We start from the raw sequence: 20,215 nt of genomic DNA, 5'->3' as shown, positions 1-20,215 counted from the left end.
GGACCATGTCGTCGACTCTCACTTCCGCAAGCCCTCCCGCACGTCCACAGACACCTGTCGGCGGCGGAACCGTCGCACAGCCCGACCCGACCCCGCGCGATGCGGTGCCACGGTGGGTGCGATGGGGTGTGCTGTGCGCTGTGCTGGCGGTGGGTCTTGGCGTGCGGTGGTACTTCCTCGACCGCCAGACGATGGACTACCAGAACTTCTTGAGCCGCTGGTACGACACTCTCGACGAGCAGGGGTTCAGCGCGTTCCGTGAGCAGTTCGCCGACTACAACTATCCCTACCTCTATCTGATCTGGCTCCTCACCGTGCTGCACGTGCCGTCACTGATCGGCATCAAGGCGCTGTCGATCATCTTCGACGTGGCGCTGGCGAGCTTGGCGTACCGGATCGTCGTACTGCGGACGGATCGATTCTGGTTGCGCGCGTTGGCGTTTGGTGTCGTTTTCCTCCTGCCGTCCGTGATCATGAACAGCGCCTGGTGGGGTCAGGCCGACGCCATATACACCGCGTGCGTAGTCGCGGGGATCTACTTCCTGCTGCGCGCTCAAGGCAGCGATGCTCGTCGGGGCGATACTCGTGAAGGCGATTCCGGGCGACAGGCGCACGTCGGGAATCGGCCTGCGTGGAATCGGTCTGCGTGGGCTGTGCGTGCGTGGAACCCGTACGTGTCGAACTCCGTGGTCGCGTGTGTGTTCTTCGGCCTGGCGATCAGCTTCAAACTGCAGGCGATCTTCGTGTTGCCCGTGGTGTTGTGGTTGCTCGTTCGCCGTCGCATCCCCTGGTATGCCCTGCTGGCGATACCGGCCGTCTATGTACTGCTCGACCTTCCCGCGGTGGTGGCAGGCGCGTCGTGGTCGACCGCGCTCTCGGTGTATCTGAACCAGACCGACTCGTACAAGCAGCTCACGCTCGGCGCGGCGAACCTGTATCAGCTCATTCCGATCTCGGGAGACGCCACCTGGTTGGCGCATCTCGGTATCGGGCTGGCCGCGCTGGTGATCGTGGTGTTCCTGGCCTGGTCGTTGTGGAAGAAGCCGGCCGTCACACCTGCCTCGATCCTCGTAGTGGCAACGGCAAGTGCTGCCATCGTGCCGTTCCTCTTGCCCGCGATGCACGACCGATACTTTTACGCCGTCGAGATCCTCAGCGTGATCGCCGCGTTCTACATGCCGATCTGGTTCATCGCGGTGCCGGTTCTGATCCAGGCGTCGGCGATCGGCGTCTACCACTCGTCACTGTCCGGCGACCAGGGCCACGGCATGACCAGGCAGTTCCACGGCAACAGCGGTGGTGCCGGACAGCCGTCCGGACAACCCGGGGGACAACCGTCCGGACAACCCGCCGGGCAGTCACCTACCGGCCAACCGGCCGGTCCCGGCGGACCGGGCCGACCGGGTGGACGCGGCGAACAAAGCGGGCCAGGTCGACCGGATGGACACGGCGGAAGCGGTGGCTACACATCGGGCAGGGGTGATACCGCGCTGACCGTCTACGCCTCCCTGATGGCCGCGGCTGTGCTGGGACTGGTGATCAGCGTCGTCGACACCGTCAGACGCCCGGCCCCTCGCCCCGCGCACGACGACGCCGCAACGTGAGCCGAATCACCGGATTCGCTGCGCGTTGTCCGCATCGGCGATGATGCTCGGGTGACGACCTCGACAGAACCAGCCCGTCCGGCCGCGGTCCTCTGGGACATGGACGGCACGCTGCTCGACTCCGAGAAGCTGTGGGACATCGCCGTCGCCGAACTCTCCGAACGTCACGGCTACACGATGACGCCGGAGCTACGCGAGTCGACGCTCGGCAACTCCATGACCGACGCACTGACCAAGGTCTTCGACGCCTCCGGCGTGCCCGTCGACGAGCGTGACCATGCAGCCGACGAGCGATGGCTGCTCGATCGGGTGGCGCAACTGTTCGCAGTCGATCTGCCGTGGCGACCGGGCGCGTTCGAGGCGCTGACGACCATCGCCGCCGCCGGTATCCCCATGGCGCTGGTCACCAACACCGTCCGCGAGCTGACCGATCAGGCGCTCGACACGATCGGTCCGCACTTCTTCACGGTCACCGTGTGCGGCGATGAAGTGGAGCACGGCAAGCCGGCGCCCGACCCCTATCTGCGGGCAGCGGCACTACTCGGCGTCGAAGCCAGTCAGTGTGTCGCCGTGGAAGATTCGCCGACCGGAACGCAGTCGGCGGTCTCCGCCGGGTGCACGACGATCGTCGTGCCGTCGGCCGCCGACGTCCCGCAGGGTCCCCGACGCCGCTTTCGGCGCAGCCTCGACGGTCTGACGATCCTCGACCTCGCACGGCACGACTAGTCGTTCGGCGATCCCGTGAGTCGATCCCATGTGCGCGCATGGGACAATCGACACCCGTGAAGACCTTCGATGAGTTGTTCGCGGAGCTGACCGACAAGGCGACCACGCGTCCCGCGGGCAGTGGCACCGTCGCCGCACTCGACTCCGGCGTGCACACACTGGGCAAGAAGATCATCGAAGAGGCCGGCGAGGTGTGGTTGGCCGCCGAATACGAATCCGACGAGTCGCTCGGCGAGGAGATCTCGCAGCTTCTCTACTGGTTGCAGGTGATGATGATCAAACGGGGCCTCTCACTCGAGGATGTCTACCGCCATCTGTAGGCCGTGACCGATTCGGTCCCGGCCCGCCCGACCTACAGACCACAGACGATTCATCGACATCCCCTGGAGTGACCATGCTGCGCGTTGCAGTCCCCAACAAAGGTGCCCTTTCCGAGTCCGCGGCCGCCGTGCTGGCCGAGGCCGGCTACCGAAAGCGATCCGACTCGAAGGATCTCACCGTCCTCGACATCAACAACGACGTCGAGTTCTTCTTCCTCCGACCCAAAGACGTCGCCATCTACGTCGGCGCGGGCACGCTCGATCTCGGCATCACCGGGCGTGATCTCGCTCGTGACTCGGGTGCCCAGGTCGACGAGGAGCTCGCGATGGGCTTCGGGTCCTCGACCTTCCGCTATGCGGCTCCCGCAGGTCAGAAGTGGAGCGTCGACGATCTGGCAGGCAAGCGCATCGCGACGTCGTATCCGAACCTGGTGCGCGACGACCTCGCGTCACGAGGGATGACAGCCGAGATCATCCGCCTCGACGGTGCGGTCGAGATCTCCATCCAGCTCGGGGTCGCCGACGCGATCGCCGACGTCGTCGGATCCGGACGGACCCTGCGACAGCACGGCCTCGAGGCGTTCGGCGAATCGCTCTGCGACTCCGAAGGTGTCCTGATCAGCCGTGCCGGCGTCGACCCCGACAAGCGCGCAACGCAGTTCATCAAGCGAGTGCAGGGCGTGGTGTTCGGACAGCAGTACGTGATGATCGACTACGACTGCCCTCGATCACTTCTGGAGCAGGCGACCGCGATCACCCCCGGTCTCGAGTCGCCGACAGTCGCTCCGATGGCCGATCCGGAGTGGGCGGCCGTACGCGCAATGGTGCCGCGTCGCGATCACCAGAACCTGATGGACGAGCTCTCGGAGCTGGGTGCGCGCGCGATCCTCGCGTCGGACATCCGGTCCTGCCGCTTCTGACGTCTGGCGAAAACCCGAGAAGCGCTCAGCGCGGACCGAGTAGCACCGTCTGGGCCGAGCGGCCCAAGAAGCCGCTGACGTCGTAGAGATCGGCGAATGTGGCGCCGTAGCCGTGGCTGCCCGCGGCCATGTCGGCATCGATGCCAAGCCACGGCGTCGACGGTTGGCCGACGAGGTGCACCGTGGTGTCGGTGTTCATCCAGGTCCACTCGTCGGGTCGCAGCGTCGTTCCGAGTCCGTTCGCCACGTCGATAACAGTGAAGACCGACTCCATATTCGACATGGTCTCGCCTTCTACCAGGTCGATCGAGGGCTTGATCCACACCGCGGGTGTCCGGCCGTGCAATCCCGGCGTCGCCGCGGTCTCCGTCGTGCCGATGAAGCCGACGGTGCCCCAGTCCACGCCGAGCTCGCTGTTCGCGGTGACACCACGAACCACGGGCAGTGTCTCCGGCGACGGCAACGGTTCGCGCGGCGCGTGGGTGATCGCTGCCGAATCCGTTGTGCGCATGCGCCACCCGACACTCTGTGCTGCCAGGCGATATGTACCGTCGGGCTGCCTGACCTCCAGGTCGGCCTCGATCAGCGCAATCTGTCGGCCGGGGCGAACCGCCCTCGCGCGGACCCGATTGAGTCCCAAACCGATCGGCCCGAGAATCTCGGTCGTCACCCGGGTGAACTCTTGTGTGGGATTCGGCGCGCACCGTAGGAGACTGCGCATCAACAGACCCGCGGGAGGTCCTCCGTGCTGGATGTCGGAGGCCCACACACTCAGGGTTGCGGACGTGGGTGAGAAGTACTCGAAGTCGTCAGCGTCGTCGTCGGTGTTCGGGATGTCGTCGACGCGTTCGTAGTAGCAACTCTCCACGGCCCGACCCTAGATCACGTGAACCTCAAGCCCCCGATCAGGTCTGTGTCATCCGATCGGACGCTTTCATTCCTACGTTTAGACCAAATCGCTACAAGTCCACGTCGTCAGTGTGGTTAAACGACCACACTCGGGTATGTTCGCGACAGTTATTTTGACCATTGAGATCGCAATATTCGGTCACGAACATCCCTGCCGCCTCATCTGCAGCGGCACTGACACATGAGGTTGCCCGTGTACCGACTCCGGAAATCGGTCGGCAGTGCTGCCGTCGGTTGTGCACTATGTGTGGGAACTGTTGTTCCCCTGGCCCTCTCGTCGACAACGGCACACGCCGGCGTACCGTCCGCGGAAGCAACTCAACACACCGTCGACGGCCTCGCCGCCTCCGGAGTCTTCCGTCCGTCCGAGCCCGACGACGGCACCGGTCCGGACTGGTTGAGTACGGCGATCGGAGCGCACAACGGCGATGTCCTGATCGTCATGACCCCTGGTACCGATGACGGCACCCTCTATCCCCGCCTCAGGGGCTTCCGAACCGGGGACAAACCGACGTACATCATCGACTACCCCGAGTCGATCGGGCCGATCATCGGCGGACGCTCCGACGCCGCGCTGCCGATCTTCGCCCCGACCTACGACCAATCACGAGATGTGGCGATCACGAAGAACCTCGCGGCCATGCGAGCTTTCGCGACGCAGCAGGGCGCGAACCCCTTCGTCGTCTACACGGGCTACTCCCAAGGTGCCGAAGCCCTCGGCAACGCTGCCGAGCAGGCCGTCGCCGCCAATGAAGACGGGCCGTCGATCGATGTCGAGCGGTCCCACATCGTTCTCATCTCGGACCCGCGCAGCCCGTGGGGGCTGAAGGCCTGGGCCGCCGACCACGCGGCAGTGGCTGGGCTGATGGAGATATTCGGTGCCGAGTCCAACGGGGCGCGTGACCCGGAGGCAACCGGCGACCTGCCCGTGACGTCGGTGATCGTGGTGGGTGATCCCGTCGCCAATTTCCAGTGGGCCTCGTCTCGACCTGTGAGCTCGCTCCTGGTCAACGCAGCGGGATTCATCACGATCCACACCGGGCTAGGCGAGCAGAACTACGGCAACCTCATCGATTACAGCCAGGAGCCGACGGTCCTGCGCAGCGCCGACGGCAACACCACCTACCTCGTCTACACACCGAAACACCATCCGCTGACGGCGCTCGCTGTGCTGGTCAATAGTCGGCTCGGCATCGCCGTCGACGACGATGACGTTGCCCGCTGGGATAGCGTCAACAACGCCTTCTATCCGCTCCAGGCTCCGGGCGTGCAGAACGCGGCCGTCGACGTCGTCGACCCGATCGCTGCGGTCAGCACGGCACCCACGGACCTGCCGAGTTCGGCGTCGCGCGCCGCCGTCGAGAGCGCCGAAACGCCGGTACCCGCGACGCTGTCGTCGGATACGGAGGAGTCCGTTGGCGAGCAACAGCTCGACGCGGCCCAGCCGTCGACACGCGGCCGCCACCGCGCGCCCGAGCAGGCAACAACGCCTCCAACGCTTCCGACCACGACCCCGGCGGCCCCAACGGTCGGTTCGCCGGAGACCTCCGACCCGACGCCGCAATCACCAGCAGGACCCCAATCACCAGCAGGACCGCAGTCCCCGGCGGCTCCGCCGACGCAGTCAGATGGACCTAGGCACGCGGCGCAGACACAGCCGGACGAGGCGAAAGCCGGTGCGGCACAGGATGGTGCGGCGTCGGAAGGCGGCAGGCACGCGGTGACAGGGCAGGGTCGGCATGCAGCCGAGAACACCGAGAATGCCGCTTAGGCAACAGGATTCGGACGAGACGGACTGACAGTCGCGCGATCAGGCGACGAATCCGGGCGGGGGACCGGGGTACTCGGGGATCTCGCCACCGAACTCGGGACACCGAGACTTGTGTTCGCACATCCGGCACAGGGCTGATCGTCGAGGCCGGAAGTCGCCGGAGGCGACCGCTTCGCGGATCGCCTGCCAGATGGCCGAGAGCGTACGACCGAACCGTTCGAGCTCGTCGCGGTCGGGTGTGTAGCTGAGCACCTGGCCGTCGGAGAGATACATCAGTTGGAGCCGGTGGGGAACAACACCCCTGATCCGCAGGATCGCCAGCGCGTAGAACTTCATCTGGAACAGCGCTTTGGCTTCATACCCTTCACCTGGTGCGCGGCCCGTTTTGTAGTCGACGATGCGGATCTCGCCGGTAGGCGCCACGTCGATTCTGTCTATGAAGCCACGCATCAGGACATCGTCGCTTTCGATCTCCACGTGTTCTTCGACGGACTCGGGTGTGAACGCGGTGGGATTCTCGAGGCGGTAGTAGTTGCCGATCAGCTTGATCGCTTTTTCGACGAATTTGTCGTCGTCGCCGTCGAGTATCGCGCCCAATGACGGGTCGGCTTCGCACATCGCCGCCCACGCACCCTCGACGAGGAACTCGGCAGATTCGCGGGTTCGGAGCTCGGCGGGCAGATCGAATAGATTCTCCAGCGCCGCATGGACGACCGTGCCACGCGTCTGCGCCTGCGTCGGCGTCTCCGGGAACCTGTCGATTGCCCGATAGCGGTAGAGCAACGGGCATTGCTTGAAATCGGCGGCCCTCGACGGCGACAGGGCAAGCGGCCGTCCGACGAGTCCCCGCCCATGTCCATGCCCACTCGACTCCGGACTCGAGGATGAGGATGTCTCGGGTGCCTTGGCCGGAGACGTCGCAGAATCGTCGGCCGTCCCGTCGTTCCGGACGATGGGGTCGGCGGAGGACCCGGAGTACGCAGTCATGCTCACATTTGGCAGGGTAGGTCGCGGCAGTGACATTGCTGCCGCCCGACATGCGCACCCTGACCTCGGATCTTTCCCATCGGTCACATGCGTCACAGCAGTCTCGAGAGGAAACACACATGGCGTCGAGTGGCGTGTTCGTCGTGGGCGATAGAGTCCAGCTCACCGACGCCAAGGGCCGTAAGTTCACGGTCAATCTCGAGTCCGGTAAACAGTTCCACACCCACCGTGGCGCCATCTCGCACGACGATCTGATCGGATCGCCCGAAGGCAGCATCGTCAAGGCCACCAGCGGCACCGAGTACCTCGCTCTGCGGCCGCTGCTCGTCGACTTCGTCCTGTCGATGCCGCGCGGAGCTCAGGTCATCTACCCCAAGGATTCCGCGCAGATCGTCAGCGAAGGCGACATCTTCCCGGGTGCTCGAGTTCTCGAGGCCGGCGCCGGATCCGGCGCCCTGACATGTTCGTTGCTGCGGGCCGTCGGGTCCGAAGGCGAAGTCGTGTCGTACGAGATCCGTGAGGATCATGCCGAGTACGCACGCCGCAATGTCGAGACGTTCTTCGGTGGGGCGCCCGACAATTGGTCGTTGACTGTCGCCGACCTCGTCGAGGTCGACACCAATGAGCGATTCGACCGCATCATCCTCGACATGCTTGCGCCGTGGGAAACCCTCGACGTCGTCCGAACGGTATTGAAACCAGGCGGGGTTTTGACTGTGTATGTGGCAACGGTCACCCAGCTGTCGCGAGTCGTCGAAGCGCTCCGTGAGCAGGAATGCTGGACCGAGCCTCACGCGTGGGAATCGCTCGTCCGTGACTGGAGTGCCGTTGGCCTCGCCGTGCGACCCGAACACAAAATGCAAGGACACACGGCCTTTCTCATCACCGCACGACGCCTGGCGGACGGAGTCACAACCCTGCGTCCCCAGCGTCGACCGACAAAGGGATGAGTTCAGCTCAGAGGGTATGAACAAAGCGCGGCTTCGCTGGAGAAACACCGCGAATACGTTGCGAAGACTCACATTTAACACGCCGTCAACACCACGTATCGCGCGGTGCGCGGCGATATTTGCCGCCTCCCGGTAGCGTGGTGTTACGGCGCAACCCACTGGGGTAGTCGCCGGGGAGAGGAGTCAGCAATGACCGAATCTGATCGCCATGAAGCCTCCGGTGAGAATGTGGCAGACGAGACCGCAAGCCATGATCTCAATTCGTCCGGGGACCAATTCACTCCTGCTTACACGCCCCCGCTGCACGCGGAAGCCGGCCGCCCTTCCTTCGGGCGTCCAGCGGATGCGTCGGACCTCCAGGAGCGCGTCGACAATCTGACGACACGCAACGCCAAGCTCCTGGAAACCCTCAAGGAAGCGCGACAGCAACTCGTTGCCCTCCGCGAAGAGGTCGACCGTCTCGGGCAACCACCGAGTGGGTACGGCGTGCTCCTCGAGATCTACCCCGATCAGACCGTCGACGTCTTCACGTCGGGCCGCAAGATGCGTCTGACGTGCTCGCCCAACATCGACCTCGACTCGCTGAGCAAGGGGCAAACCCTGCGCCTCAACGAGGCACTGACCATCGTCGAGGCGTGCGAATTCGACTCGGTCGGCGAGATCAGCACGCTGCGCGAGGTTCTCGGCGACGGCCAACGCGCACTGGTCGTCGGCCATGCCGATGAGGAACGAGTCGTGTGGCTCGCCGAACCGCTGCTCGGCGATGTCGACGGTGAGGACGGCAAGCGTCGCAAGCTACGCCCCGGCGATTCGCTGCTGATCGACACCAAGGCCGGCTTCGCATTCGAGCGGGTGCCCAAGGCCGAGGTCGAGGATCTCGTCCTCGAAGAGGTGCCGGACGTCGGTTACGAGGACATCGGTGGTCTCGGTCGGCAGATCGAGCAGATCCGCGACGCCGTCGAACTCCCGTTCCTGCACAAGGACCTGTTCCGCGACTACTCACTGCGTCCGCCGAAGGGTGTGCTGCTCTACGGCCCTCCCGGCTGCGGTAAGACGCTCATCGCGAAGGCAGTCGCCAACTCTCTTGCCAAGAAGATCGCGACCGCGCGTGGCGACGACGCCAAGGAAGCCAAGTCGTACTTCCTGAACATCAAGGGTCCGGAGCTCCTCAACAAGTTCGTCGGCGAGACCGAGCGACACATCCGCCTGATCTTCCAGCGCGCACGTGAGAAGGCATCGGAGGGCACTCCCGTCATCGTCTTCTTCGACGAGATGGACTCGATCTTCCGTACCCGCGGATCGGGTGTCTCGTCCGACGTCGAGACCACCGTCGTGCCGCAGTTGCTCAGCGAGATCGACGGTGTCGAGGGCCTCGAGAACGTCATCGTGATCGGCGCGTCCAACCGTGAAGACATGATCGACCCGGCGATCCTGCGCCCGGGACGTCTCGACGTGAAGATCAAGATCGAGCGTCCGGACGCCGAGTCGGCGATCGACATCTTCTCGAAGTACCTCGTCGAGCAGCTTCCGGTGCACGCAGACGATCTCAACGAGTTCGGCGGCGACCGCACCGCATGCGTCAACGCGATGATCGAAAAGGTCGTCGAGCGGATGTACGCCGAGAGCGACGAGAACCGGTTCTTGGAGGTCACCTACGCCAACGGCGACAAGGAGATCATGTACTTCAAGGACTTCAACTCCGGCGCGATGATCCAAAACGTCGTCGACCGTGCGAAGAAGTACGCGATCAAGTCGCAGTTGGAGACCGGCGCCCCCGGTCTGCGGGTGCAGCACCTGTTCGATTCGATCCTCGACGAGTTCGCCGAGAACGAGGATCTGCCCAACACCACCAACCCGGATGACTGGGCGCGTATCTCAGGCAAGAAGGGCGAGCGGATCGTCTACATCCGCACGCTGGTCACCGGCAAGAGCTCCGGCGCAAGCCGCGCCATCGACACCGAGACCAACACCGGTCAGTACCTGTAGGTCTTCGGTTCCTGCAGGTCTTCAATACAGACAACTGCGGCCGACCCGTTACGGGTCGGCCGCAGTTGTGTGTGGCGCGATCAGTCTGGCCCAGGTGTATTCGGGTTACGAGGGCATCGCGGGCGGCTCGCCTGCCGACGCCGGGTAGCGCACCAAGCCCAGTTCGGCGTCGTCGGTGAGCAGCGGATGCCGCGGCAGCACACGCGCGGTGTAGCCGAGCACCCCGGATCGATACGGTGCGACGGCTGCTTGGTAACGAGTCCGGCCGGATGCGTCGGTCCCGGGCACCGGTTCCATCGGCGAGTGCACCGCGTCGTAGATGTCGCCGTCGTCGGTCACCCGACCGAGCACGGCCTGCACGGTCACCTCGTCCGGCGCCAGTTCTCCGAGCGAGACGTGCGCAGTGAGGTCGAGCTCGTCGTCTGGAGTCGTCGACTCGTCGATACCGGCGATCGCCACCGACTTCCACGACGACGCGAGCGTCGAACGGTACGAAGCCAGCGAGGTGGCCAACGCGTACCCGTCCGCGCACGCCTGCTGGTACGAAATCCCCGCCGGCACATAGAGTTCGAGGGTGTAGTCGCGGACCATGCGCGAAGCGAGGACCTTGGGACCGAGCACGGCGAGAGTGTGGCGGACCATCTCCACCCACCGCGTCGGCACGCCGTCCTCGCGTGAGTAGTACAGCGGGACGACGGTCTCCTCGAGCAGCGAGTACAGAGCCTCGGCCTCGAGGTCGTCGCGACGATTCTCGTCGTTGACGCCTTCGGCCGACGGAATCGCCCAGCCGTTCTCGCCGTCGGCCATCTCGTCCCACCACCCGTCGAGAATCGACAGGTTCAGCCCACCGTTGAGTGCCGACTTCATCCCCGACGTTCCGCACGCCTCCATGGGGCGTACCGGATTGTTGAGCCACACGTCGCAGCCCGCGTAGATGTGTCGCGCCATCGAGATGTCGTAGTCGGGGAGGAAGACGATGCGGTCGCGCAGTTCGGGGTCCTCGGTGAACTTCACGATCTGCTGGATGAGCGCCTTGCCGCCGTCGTCGGCCGGATGCGCCTTGCCCGCGACGACGAGCTGCACCGGCCGCTCCGGATCGGTGAGGATCCGGCGCATCCGGTCGGGGTCACGCAGCATCAGCGTCAGTCGCTTGTAGGTGGCCGCCCGTCGCGCGAAGCCGATGGTCAACGAGTTGGGGTCGAAAAGGTCTGCGGTCCAACCGAGTTCGGCGTCGGTGAAGTCGCGGTCGCGACCACTCGCATAGGCACGACGACGCACCTCGTCGACGAGGCCCGCTCGCAACTCCGAGCGGATCGCCCAGAGGTCTGCGGCAGGCAACGCCTCGTAGACCGCGGGCGCCGCGTCCTCGTTGCCCCCACTGACGTCCTGCCATCTGCGCGCAACCCACGTCGGGCCGTGCACGCCGTTGGTGACCGCACCGATCGGCACCTCGTCGGCGTCGAATCCGGGCCATAGGTCGGAGAACATCTCGCGACTGACCGCGCCGTGCAGTTGCGACACCCCATTGGATCGCTGCCCGAGGCGAAAACCCATGTGCGCCATGTTGAACACACCCGGATTCGACTCGTCGCCGAGTTCGAGAACCGTGCTCGCTGACAGCCCCGGCAACAGATGCGACGTTCCGTCGGGCCCCGGATCGAGGTAGAAGCGCACGAGATCGTCGGGGAAGCGGTCGATTCCGGCGGGGACGGGTGTGTGCGTCGTGAAGATCGTCGACGCTCGGACCACGGACTCCGCGGAATCGAAGTCGAGCCCAGCGGAGTCGACGAGCTCGCGGACCCGCTCGACGCCGAGGAACCCGGCATGGCCCTCGTTCATGTGAAAGACGGTGGGCTGTGCGCGTTCTGCGAGACGGACGTACTCACGCAGGGCTCGCACCCCTCCGATGCCGAGCAGGATCTCCTGCTTGATGCGGTGATCCTGATCGCCGCCGTAGAGACGGTCGGTGATGCCGCGCAGCTCGTCGTCGTTGGCAGCGATGTCGGAATCGAGGAGCAGCAACGGGATCCGACCGACGGTGGCAACCCACACCTGTGCATGCAGCGTGCGCCCGCCGGGCATCGAGATCTCGATGATCACCGGCTTCTCCGCGGCATCGGTCAGCAGCGTCAGCGGTAACGCACCCGGATCGTTCACCGGATACCGCTCGATCTGCCAGCCGTCGTGGGACAGACTCTGCCGGAAGTAGCCGCACCGATAGAAGAGTCCGACGCCGATCAAGGGCAGACCGAGATCCGACGCCGCCTTGAGGTGGTCGCCTGCGAGGATGCCGAGGCCGCCGGAGTAGATCGGCAGCACCTCGGAGATGCCGAACTCCATGGAGAAGTAGGCGATGCCCTCGGGCATGGGGTCTCCCGAGTCCGCCCGGTCGCCGTACCACTGGGGCGACGTGCAGTATTCGTCGAGGTCAGCACGTAGCGCGGTGAGTCGGGCGAGAAAGTCGGAGTCGGTCGACAACTCTGCGAGTCGCTCCGGCGATACCTCCGCGAGCAACCGCAGTGGATCGCCCGTCGCTTCCCACCGCTCGGGGTCGACGGTGGCGAACAGGTCCTGGGTCGGTGCGTGCCAGACCCATCGGAGATTGTGGGCGAGAACGGCGAGATCGGACAGGGGAGTGGGCAACGGAACCCGAACGGTGAACCGGCGGAATGCTTTCACGTGTAGAAGGTCCCACACGTGCGTCGCCGGTGCGACCGATGCGCGGTGGTGGGTCCGACCTTTCATCCGACCGACATCTAGTCTCAATACCATGCAGCGAATCATCGGCACCGAGGTTGAATACGGGATCTCCGCGCCAGGCGACCCGACCGCGAATCCGATCATGACGTCGACACAGGCAGTGCTCGCGTACGCCGCAGCAGCAGGGGTGCCGCGCGCCAAGCGGACGCGCTGGGACTACGAGGTCGAATCGCCGCTGCGCGATGCGCGCGGTTTCGATCTGGGGCGCGGCACCGGGCCCGCACCCATCATCGACGCCGACGAGATCGGCGCCGCGAACATGATCCTCACCAACGGGGCGCGTCTCTACGTCGACCACGCCCATCCCGAGTATTCGGCACCCGAGGTCACCGACCCGCTCGATGCCGTGATCTGGGACAAGGCGGGCGAGCGTGTGATGGAAGCGGCGGCGCGCCACGTCGCGAGTGTGCCCGGCGCACCTCGCCTGCAGTTGTACAAGAACAACATCGACGGAAAGGGTGCGTCGTACGGCACCCACGAGAACTACCTGATGAACCGCGACACGCCGTTCACCGCAGTCATCGGCGGTCTCACGACCTTTTTCGCGTCGCGTCAGGTCATCACCGGCGCGGGTCGTGTCGGTATCGGGCAATCCGGCGACGAAGCCGGCTACCAGCTCTCGCAGCGGTCGGACTACATCGAGGTCGAGGTCGGACTCGAGACGACGCTCAAGCGCGGGATCATCAACACCCGCGACGAGCCGCACGCCGATCCCGAGCGCTACCGCAGACTCCACGTGATCATCGGCGACGCGAATCTCGCCGAAACCGCGACGTATCTCAAGGTCGGCACGACGTCGCTGGTGCTCGACCTCATCGAGGCCGGTGTCGACTTCTCCGATATCGAACTCGCGCGCCCGGTGTCGGCGGTCCACGCCATCAGCCATGATCCGACGCTGCAGGCGACGGTGGCGCTGACCGACGGCCGCGAACTCACCGCGCTCGCACTGCAGCGCGAGTATCTCGAACGATGCACGAAGTTCCACGAGCGTGAGAATTCCGACGACGCCCGTGCGATGGACGTGTTGCGCACCTGGGCCGACGTTCTCGATCGCCTCGAGCGCGACCCGATGGAATGCGCAGACATCCTCGACTGGCCCGCGAAGCTCCGCATCCTGGAGGGGTTCCGCCAGCGTGAGGGGCTCGGTTGGTCGGCGCCGCGACTGCAGTTGATCGACCTGCAGTACTCCGACGTCCGACTCGACAAGGGCCTCTACAACCGTCTGGTGGCGCGCGGCTCGATGAAGCGACTCGTCGACGAGGCCGATGTGACGCGCGCGATCACCGAACCTCCGGAGAACACTCGGGCGTACTTCCGTGGGGAATGCCTGCGCCGCTTCGGCGCCGACGTCGCCGCAGCGAGCTGGGACTCGGTGATCTTCGACCTCGGCGGCGATTCGTTGGTACGGATTCCGACACTGGAACCCCTGCGCGGAAGCAGGGCACACGTCGGCAAACTCCTCGACTCCGTGCACTCGGCATCCGAGCTGGTCGATCAACTCACCACCTGATCGGTTCTCGACGCGTCTTGGTTTCAACCGCCCTTTCGCACACGTCACAGGTAGTGTGGATTCACGAGCTGGAAGTGTCTGCGCCGCACCGCGATGCAGCAGGAAGCGACGAGCGGGTGAAGTACTCCTCGTCGCCGACGGCGAAGAGCGGTGACCACGGGTGCAGGCATCGTCGAGGCGGAGCCTCGGCAGAAACGAGGGAGTGCACATGGCGCAGGAACAGACCACTCGCGGCGGCGGTGGAGACGACGGCGAACTCGGCTCCGACGGCAGTGCCGGCCAGGAACGACGCGAGAAGCTCGCCGAGGACACCGACGACCTCCTCGACGAGATCAATGACGTGCTCGAAGAGAATGCCGAAGACTTCGTGCGCGCGTACGTGCAGAAGGGCGGCCAGTGAGCGAGAGATTCGGTTCACTGTCCCCGTCCGGTCCCACCAGAAGTTCCCACCCCACGTTCGGTGCCGACATCTCGTCGTTCACCGACTTTCTGCGGGTCAACGCACCCGACCAGTTGCCACAGGCGAGGGCTGAACGCATGGGCACCTTCACCTCGGCCACCGACACCTCGGAAATCCCGCACGGCACCACGATCGTGGCCGTGAGCTTTCCCGGCGGTGTGGTGCTCGCGGGCGACCGACGCGCGACGATGGGCAACCTCATCGCGACTCGCGATGTGCAGAAGGTCTATGCCACCGATGAGTACTCGGCTGCCGGCATCGCGGGCACCGCGGGTATCGCCATCGAGATGGTCCGGCTGTTCACTGTCGAACTCGAGCACTACGAGAAGATCGAGGGTGTCCCACTGACTCTCGACGGCAAGGTCAGCAGACTCGCCTCGATGGTGCGCGGCAACCTCGGTGCGGCGATGCAGGGCCTGGCAGCCATCCCGCTGCTCGTCGGTTACGACATCGACCATGACAGCCCAACCGAACGAGGCCGCATCTTCTCCTTCGACGTCGCGGGTGACCGGCATGAGGAGTTCGGCGGGTATCAGGCGATCGGCTCCGGTTCGGTATTCGCGAAATCGTCGTTGAAGAAGCTCTACCGTTCCGATCTCGACGCCGACTCGGCGCTCGCAATCGCCGTCGAATCGCTATACGACGCGGCCGACGACGATTCGGCGACCGGCGGCCCCGACATCGTCCGCAAGATCTTCCCGACCGCCGTCGTCGTGAGTGCCGAAGGCGCACAAGAGGTTCCACCCGCCGACATCGAGGCGGCCGCTCGGGCGATCATCGAGCGTCGAGCCGCAGAGCATGAGGAGGCGCCGCGATGACCTTCCCGTATTACGCAAGTGCCGAGCAGATCATGCGCGATCGCTCGGATCTGGCGCGCAAGGGAATCGCCCGCGGGCGCAGCGTGGTCATCCTGACCTACGCCGACGGCGTGCTCTTCGTGGCGGAGAATCCGTCGAACACGCTGCGTAAGACGAGTGAGATCTACGATCGAATCGGCTTCGCCGCGGTCGGCAAGTACAACGAGTTCGAGAGTCTGCGCAAAGCAGGTATCCAGCTCGCCGACATGCGTGGTTACTCCTACGACCGCGCCGACGTGTCGGCACTCTCGTTGGCCAATACGTACGCGAACGCGTTGGGTTCTGTGTTCACCGAACAGCCCAAGCCGTACGAGGTCGAGTTGTGCGTCGCCGAGGTGGCGCGCTTCGGAAAGCCGAAGCCCTCGCAGTTGTTCCGTATCAGCTACGACGGCTCGATCGCCGACGAGACCAGATTCATCGTCATGGGTGGCGCCACCGACGCCATCTCGGCGGCCCTCAAGGACAGCTACGAGTCGGATCTTCAACTCGCAGACGCTCTGAAGATCGCGGTGGATGCGCTCTCGACTCCGACCGAGGCGTCGAACGGAACGCCAACTGCGGCACGCGAATTGAGCCCCGGCGATCTCGAGGTAGCGATCCTCGACCGCAATCGTCCGAGGCGCGCGTTCCGACGGTTGACCGCTGCCGCGGTGGCCGACCTGTTGCCCGCAGCGGCAGCGGAGCCGAGCGAATCGACACCGTCGGACGGCAACGGCGACCCGAGCGGCGATGCCTCAACTGATTCGGGCGCGTCCTGATCGTGCAACCGGTCGACGCAGGATTCCGCGGGTAGGGTTGAAGAGTGCAACGTCGAATCATGGGCATCGAGACGGAATTCGGTGTCACCTGCACCTTCCACGGCCATCGCCGACTGAGTCCCGACGAGGTCGCGCGGTACCTGTTCCGACGGGTCGTGTCGTGGGGGCGCTCCTCGAATGTGTTCCTCCAGAATGGCGCACGGCTCTACCTCGATGTGGGTTCTCATCCCGAGTACGCAACGGCGGAGTGCGACAGCCTCATCCAGCTCATCAACCACGATCGAGCTGGTGAATTGGTTCTCGAGGATCTCCTCGTCGACGCCGAACAGCGGCTCGCCGACGAAGGTATCGGCGGCGACATCTACCTGTTCAAGAACAACACCGACTCGGCGGGCAACTCGTACGGCTGCCACGAGAACTATCTCGTCGTTCGAGCCGGGGAGTTCTCGCGCATCTCCGATGTGCTGCTGCCGTTCCTCGTCACCCGTCAGCTGATCTGCGGTGCGGGCAAGGTGCTGGCGACGCCCAAGGCGGCAACCTTCTGCCTCTCGCAGCGTGCCGAGCACATCTGGGAGGGCGTGTCGTCGGCGACGACACGGTCGCGTCCGATCATCAATACGCGCGACGAGCCCCACGCCGACGCCGAGAAGTACCGCCGACTCCACGTCATCGTGGGCGACTCCAACATGTCGGAGATGACCACCCTGCTCAAGGTCGGCTCCGCGGCACTCGTGCTCGAGATGATCGAGGCAGGAGTCGCCTTCCGTGACTTCGCCCTCGACAACCCGATCAGGGCGATTCGTGAGGTCAGCCACGACACGACCGGCACGCGCCCGGTCCGCCTCGCTGGCGGACGGCAGGCCACCGCACTGGAGATCCAGCGCGAGTACCACGCACGTGCGGTCGAGCATCTGGTCAATCGCGCGCCGGACCCCGAGATGGACATGGTGGTCGACCTGTGGGGTCGCATGCTCGACGCCGTCGAGGCCGACGACTTCTCCAAGGTCGACACCGAGATCGACTGGGTCATCAAGCGCAAACTGTTCCAGCGCTATCAGGACAAGTACTCGATGGAGCTGTCGGACCCGAAGATCGCGCAACTCGACCTCGCCTACCACGACATCAAGCGCGGACGAGGGGTCTTCGACCTCCTCTCACGCAAGGGTTTGGTCACGCGCGCGACGACGGACGAGGCGATCAAGACCGCTGTCAACGAACCGCCGCAAACGACGAGAGCCAAGTTGCGCGGTGATTTCATCTCCGCCGCACAGAAGGCGGGACGCGACTTCACCGTCGACTGGGTCCATCTCAAGCTCAACGATCAAGCTCAGCGCACGGTGCTGTGCAAGGACCCGTTCCGCAGCGTCGACGAGCGCGTCGATCGCTTGATCGCATCCATGTAGCCGTAAGCTGCATGGCGTGGTTACGTCGAAAGTCGAGCGTCAGATCAACCTGGTGATCTGTCTGCTCTCGACCAAGCAATACGTCACCGCCGAGTACATCCGCCGAAACGTCTCCGGTTACCACGACCAGGAGCGTTCCGCCGAGGCGTTCAATCGGATGTTCGAGCGTGACAAGAACGATCTGCGCGACCTCGGCGTGCCTCTGGTCACCGGTCCTTCGCCGGAGAGCGGGATCGAGGGGTACCGAATCGACCCGGACTCGTACTCGCTGCCCGACATCACGCTCGACGAGCAGGAGGCCGCGGCGATCGCGATGGCCGCGGCGCTCTGGGACAACTCCGACGTCTCGACCATCTCGCAGACCGCCGTCCTCAAACTCCAGGCGGCGGGAATCGACGTGCGTGCCGACGACGAGATCGGTGTCGCAGCGGTGTCACAGAGGTCCCTCGGGGGTGAGCAGTCACTCACACCGACACTGGCAGCGATCGACGCGGGCCAGGCCATCACGTTCACCTACCGCGCGGGCGCGACGTCGTCGGGGGAGCGCCGCACGCTCGAACCGTGGGGAGTGGTGACGCATCGGGGTCGCTGGTATGTCGTCGGCCACGACCGCGGTCGAGAGGCAACACGAACCTTCCGACTGAGCAGGCTTTCTGACGTCACTGCCATCGGCCCGGCCGGGGTGGTGCACCGTCCGGAGCACACCGATCTGCAGCAGATCGTCGCCGACGCGGTCGATGCAGCCACCGGTTCGGATGGTCGCGCGGCTCGTGTCTGGGTGGCTGCCGACCGTGCGGCAGGGCTTCGACGCCTCGCGACGTCGAGCACCCCTGCCTCGTTCGACGGCGAGGAGGGCGACGACCTGGTCATCGAGATCATGTCGCTGAGCACGCTGGCCCGCATGATTCTGGCCGTCGGGCCGGACGCCGTCGTCCGAGAACCGGCCGAACTACGCGACCTCGTGATCACGGGACTCGATCGGATCGCCGGGGTGAACGCCTGATGTCAACAGCACAATCGCAGCGCCTGAGTCGACTGCTGGCACTTGTCCCATATTTTTCGACGCGTGGCGGTATCTCCATGGAGAAGGCCGCGCGCGATCTGGGGGTCACGCCCACTCAACTACGCAAAGATCTCGAACAGCTCTTCGTCTGCGGACTGCCGGGTTACTACCCGGACGACCTCATCGAGCTCGAGTTCTCCGAGGGGTACGTCGATGTCGGGTTCACGGCAGGAATGGACCGTCCCCTTCGACTGACCGGCGCCGAGGCGAGCGTGCTGTTGGTTGCCCTACAGGCGCTCGTTGACATGGCGGGAGTCCTCGACCAGCAGGCCGCGCGGCGTGCGATCGCCAAGATCGAACAAGCCGTCGGCAAGTCTCTTCCCGCCGTCGCGACGGTCACCGACGACGACGATGACGAGAAGAACCCGACCTACGCGACGGTGCGGCGTGCCGTGACCGAAGGCCGGGCACTCGACCTCACCTACTACTCGGCGACGCGCGATTCGGTCAGTCAGCGGGTCGTCGACCCGATACGCCTGCAGGGGCTGAACTCCAACACCTACCTCGAGGCCTGGTGTCGCGGCAGCGAGGGCGTGCGCCTGTTCCGCTTCGATCGAATCGAGGCCGCGCAGCTGCGCGACGAGCCGTCGACGCCGCCGGCATCGGTGGCAGGCACGCAGCAGTCGGTGATTCTCGGCGATGACCCTGACCACAGGTCGGTCGACATCGAGATAGATCCGGAGCAGGCTTGGGTTCTCGACTACTACCGCATCGATCCGCTCGACGACGTCGTCGCAGACCGCGACACCCACGAACCGATCAGGGGCCGACTCGCGTACGGCTCACCGGAGTGGTTGACGCGATTTCTGTTGGGGTTCGGCGGGACGGTGCGCGTCGTCGATGATCGTGAGATCGACGGCGCTGTGACCAGCGCCGCACAGCAAGCTCGGGCGCGCTATCGCTGAATGGCGCGGTACGATGACGATGAAGACAAGCGGAAGGTAAATCCTGATGGGTGCAATGTCGTGGTGGCACTGGCTGATCGTGCTGGTGGTAGTGCTACTGCTGTTCGGCTCCAAGAAGCTTCCCGACGCGGCGCGTGGTCTCGGCCAGTCGCTGCGGATCTTCAAGAGCGAGGTACAGGAGATGCAGCGCGAGGGTGATTCGACGCCTCCCAAGACCACCGCGTCTCCCGACGAAGCGACACCGCAGCGCGAACTCCCGTCGTCGGACGCGAGCACCACTGCGCCATCCACCCCGGATCACACCAAGAAGTCGGCGTAGCCGCTCA

At 65.0% G+C, this 20,215-nt stretch carries 18 protein-coding genes; 15 read left to right on the top strand and 3 right to left on the bottom strand.

Annotated features, from left to right (window positions below; translation table 11 throughout):
* Nucleotides 1-5: 5 nt before the first annotated feature.
* The 4 genes from A5788_RS15715 to hisG all read left to right on the top strand — a co-directional run bounded on the left by A5788_RS15715 (nucleotide 6) and on the right by hisG (nucleotide 3,570).
* Complete coding sequence (locus A5788_RS15715; protein WP_231894141.1) at nucleotides 6-1,604, top strand: hypothetical protein; 1,599 nt, start codon at nucleotides 6-8, stop codon at nucleotides 1,602-1,604.
* A gap of 51 nt (nucleotides 1,605-1,655) precedes the next feature.
* Nucleotides 1,656-2,330, top strand: a complete 675-nt coding sequence (locus tag A5788_RS15710; protein WP_064869230.1) for an HAD family hydrolase — start codon at nucleotides 1,656-1,658, stop codon at nucleotides 2,328-2,330.
* 38 nt (nucleotides 2,331-2,368) lie between these two features.
* On the top strand, nucleotides 2,369-2,650 hold the full coding sequence (locus tag A5788_RS15705) for a phosphoribosyl-ATP diphosphatase (RefSeq protein WP_197494490.1): 282 nt from the start codon (nucleotides 2,369-2,371) through the stop codon (nucleotides 2,648-2,650).
* 74 nt (nucleotides 2,651-2,724) lie between these two features.
* Complete coding sequence (hisG, locus tag A5788_RS15700; RefSeq protein ID WP_049697531.1) at nucleotides 2,725-3,570, top strand: ATP phosphoribosyltransferase; 846 nt, start codon at nucleotides 2,725-2,727, stop codon at nucleotides 3,568-3,570.
* A 25-nt stretch (nucleotides 3,571-3,595) separates the two neighbouring features.
* Here hisG and A5788_RS15695 read toward each other — a convergent pair whose 3' ends face one another.
* Entirely contained in the window at nucleotides 3,596-4,438 is an 843-nt protein-coding gene (locus A5788_RS15695) for a thioesterase family protein (RefSeq protein ID WP_064869232.1), read from the bottom strand.
* Between the two features lie 288 nt (nucleotides 4,439-4,726).
* Here A5788_RS15695 and A5788_RS15690 point away from each other — a divergent pair, with 288 nt between their 5' ends.
* Nucleotides 4,727-6,250, top strand: a complete 1,524-nt coding sequence (locus A5788_RS15690) for a PE-PPE domain-containing protein (protein ID WP_331710829.1) — start codon at nucleotides 4,727-4,729, stop codon at nucleotides 6,248-6,250.
* 39 nt (nucleotides 6,251-6,289) lie between these two features.
* On the opposite strand, the gene A5788_RS15685 is transcribed toward A5788_RS15690, so the two are convergent.
* The gene (locus A5788_RS15685) at nucleotides 6,290-7,237 is read right to left on the bottom strand and encodes a RecB family exonuclease (protein ID WP_064869236.1); all 948 of its coding nucleotides are present in this window, start codon (nucleotides 7,235-7,237) and stop codon (nucleotides 6,290-6,292) included.
* 119 nt (nucleotides 7,238-7,356) lie between these two features.
* Between A5788_RS15685 and A5788_RS15680 the strand changes: the two genes are divergently transcribed.
* Together A5788_RS15680 and arc are read left to right on the top strand one after the other, a co-directional pair.
* Nucleotides 7,357-8,187: a tRNA (adenine-N1)-methyltransferase gene (locus A5788_RS15680; protein ID WP_049697372.1), complete on the top strand. Its 831-nt coding sequence runs from the start codon at nucleotides 7,357-7,359 to the stop codon at nucleotides 8,185-8,187.
* Between the two features lie 189 nt (nucleotides 8,188-8,376).
* Nucleotides 8,377-10,173 (top strand): proteasome ATPase, encoded by a 1,797-nt coding sequence (gene arc / locus A5788_RS15675; protein ID WP_049697373.1) that lies wholly within the window; start codon nucleotides 8,377-8,379, stop codon nucleotides 10,171-10,173.
* Nucleotides 10,174-10,278: 105 nt separating this feature from the next.
* Here the strand turns inward: arc and glgP are convergent, their stop codons facing one another.
* Complete coding sequence (gene glgP, locus A5788_RS15670) at nucleotides 10,279-12,852, bottom strand: alpha-glucan family phosphorylase (RefSeq protein WP_064869343.1); 2,574 nt, start codon at nucleotides 12,850-12,852, stop codon at nucleotides 10,279-10,281.
* 91 nt (nucleotides 12,853-12,943) lie between these two features.
* On the opposite strand from glgP, the gene dop reads away from it, so the two are divergent.
* The 8 genes from dop to tatA all read left to right on the top strand — a co-directional run bounded on the left by dop (nucleotide 12,944) and on the right by tatA (nucleotide 20,208).
* Nucleotides 12,944-14,443, top strand: a complete 1,500-nt coding sequence (dop, locus tag A5788_RS15665; protein ID WP_049697374.1) for a depupylase/deamidase Dop — start codon at nucleotides 12,944-12,946, stop codon at nucleotides 14,441-14,443.
* 208 nt (nucleotides 14,444-14,651) lie between these two features.
* Nucleotides 14,652-14,843 (top strand): ubiquitin-like protein Pup, encoded by a 192-nt coding sequence (locus tag A5788_RS15660; RefSeq protein ID WP_064869238.1) that lies wholly within the window; start codon nucleotides 14,652-14,654, stop codon nucleotides 14,841-14,843.
* On the top strand, nucleotides 14,840-15,721 hold the full coding sequence (gene prcB / locus A5788_RS15655) for a proteasome subunit beta (RefSeq protein WP_064869240.1): 882 nt from the start codon (nucleotides 14,840-14,842) through the stop codon (nucleotides 15,719-15,721). The genes A5788_RS15660 and prcB overlap by 4 nt, the downstream gene beginning before the upstream one ends.
* A complete protein-coding gene (gene prcA / locus A5788_RS15650) occupies nucleotides 15,718-16,518 on the top strand; it encodes a proteasome subunit alpha (protein WP_064869242.1) in 801 nt (266 codons plus the stop codon). Before prcB ends, prcA begins: the two co-directional genes overlap by 4 nt.
* A gap of 44 nt (nucleotides 16,519-16,562) precedes the next feature.
* The gene (gene pafA / locus A5788_RS15645; RefSeq protein ID WP_049697377.1) at nucleotides 16,563-17,921 is read left to right on the top strand and encodes a Pup--protein ligase; all 1,359 of its coding nucleotides are present in this window, start codon (nucleotides 16,563-16,565) and stop codon (nucleotides 17,919-17,921) included.
* Between the two features lie 16 nt (nucleotides 17,922-17,937).
* Nucleotides 17,938-18,924 carry a helix-turn-helix transcriptional regulator gene (locus A5788_RS15640; protein WP_064869244.1) on the top strand — a complete coding sequence of 329 codons (987 nt, stop codon included), beginning with the start codon at nucleotides 17,938-17,940 and terminating at the stop codon, nucleotides 18,922-18,924.
* On the top strand, nucleotides 18,924-19,889 hold the full coding sequence (locus A5788_RS15635; RefSeq protein WP_064869247.1) for a helix-turn-helix transcriptional regulator: 966 nt from the start codon (nucleotides 18,924-18,926) through the stop codon (nucleotides 19,887-19,889). Before A5788_RS15640 ends, A5788_RS15635 begins: the two co-directional genes overlap by 1 nt.
* Before the next feature lie 46 nt (nucleotides 19,890-19,935).
* Nucleotides 19,936-20,208 carry a Sec-independent protein translocase subunit TatA gene (tatA, locus tag A5788_RS15630; RefSeq protein ID WP_049697380.1) on the top strand — a complete coding sequence of 91 codons (273 nt, stop codon included), beginning with the start codon at nucleotides 19,936-19,938 and terminating at the stop codon, nucleotides 20,206-20,208.
* The last annotated feature ends 7 nt before the right edge of the window (nucleotides 20,209-20,215 follow it).

The organism is Gordonia sp. 852002-50816_SCH5313054-c (genome assembly GCF_001665925.1).
In the GTDB taxonomy this organism is placed as follows: domain Bacteria; phylum Actinomycetota; class Actinomycetes; order Mycobacteriales; family Mycobacteriaceae; genus Gordonia; species Gordonia jacobaea.
This window is presented reverse-complemented; position numbering and strand designations above follow the sequence as displayed.

Coding starts and splice junctions, on each gene's coding strand:
- A5788_RS15680 (WP_049697372.1), top strand. CDS start 7,357: ATGGCGTCGAGTGGCGTGTTCGTCGTGGGCGATAGAGTCCAGCTCACC.
- A5788_RS15715 (WP_231894141.1), top strand. CDS start 6: ATGTCGTCGACTCTCACTTCCGCAAGCCCTCCCGCACGTCCACAGACA.
- A5788_RS15635 (WP_064869247.1), top strand. CDS start 18,924: ATGTCAACAGCACAATCGCAGCGCCTGAGTCGACTGCTGGCACTTGTC.
- tatA (WP_049697380.1), top strand. CDS start 19,936: ATGGGTGCAATGTCGTGGTGGCACTGGCTGATCGTGCTGGTGGTAGTG.
- hisG (WP_049697531.1), top strand. CDS start 2,725: ATGCTGCGCGTTGCAGTCCCCAACAAAGGTGCCCTTTCCGAGTCCGCG.
- dop (WP_049697374.1), top strand. CDS start 12,944: ATGCAGCGAATCATCGGCACCGAGGTTGAATACGGGATCTCCGCGCCA.
- arc (WP_049697373.1), top strand. CDS start 8,377: ATGACCGAATCTGATCGCCATGAAGCCTCCGGTGAGAATGTGGCAGAC.
- prcA (WP_064869242.1), top strand. CDS start 15,718: ATGACCTTCCCGTATTACGCAAGTGCCGAGCAGATCATGCGCGATCGC.
- A5788_RS15660 (WP_064869238.1), top strand. CDS start 14,652: ATGGCGCAGGAACAGACCACTCGCGGCGGCGGTGGAGACGACGGCGAA.
- A5788_RS15705 (WP_197494490.1), top strand. CDS start 2,369: ATGGGACAATCGACACCCGTGAAGACCTTCGATGAGTTGTTCGCGGAG.
- A5788_RS15685 (WP_064869236.1), bottom strand. CDS start 7,237: ATGACTGCGTACTCCGGGTCCTCCGCCGACCCCATCGTCCGGAACGAC.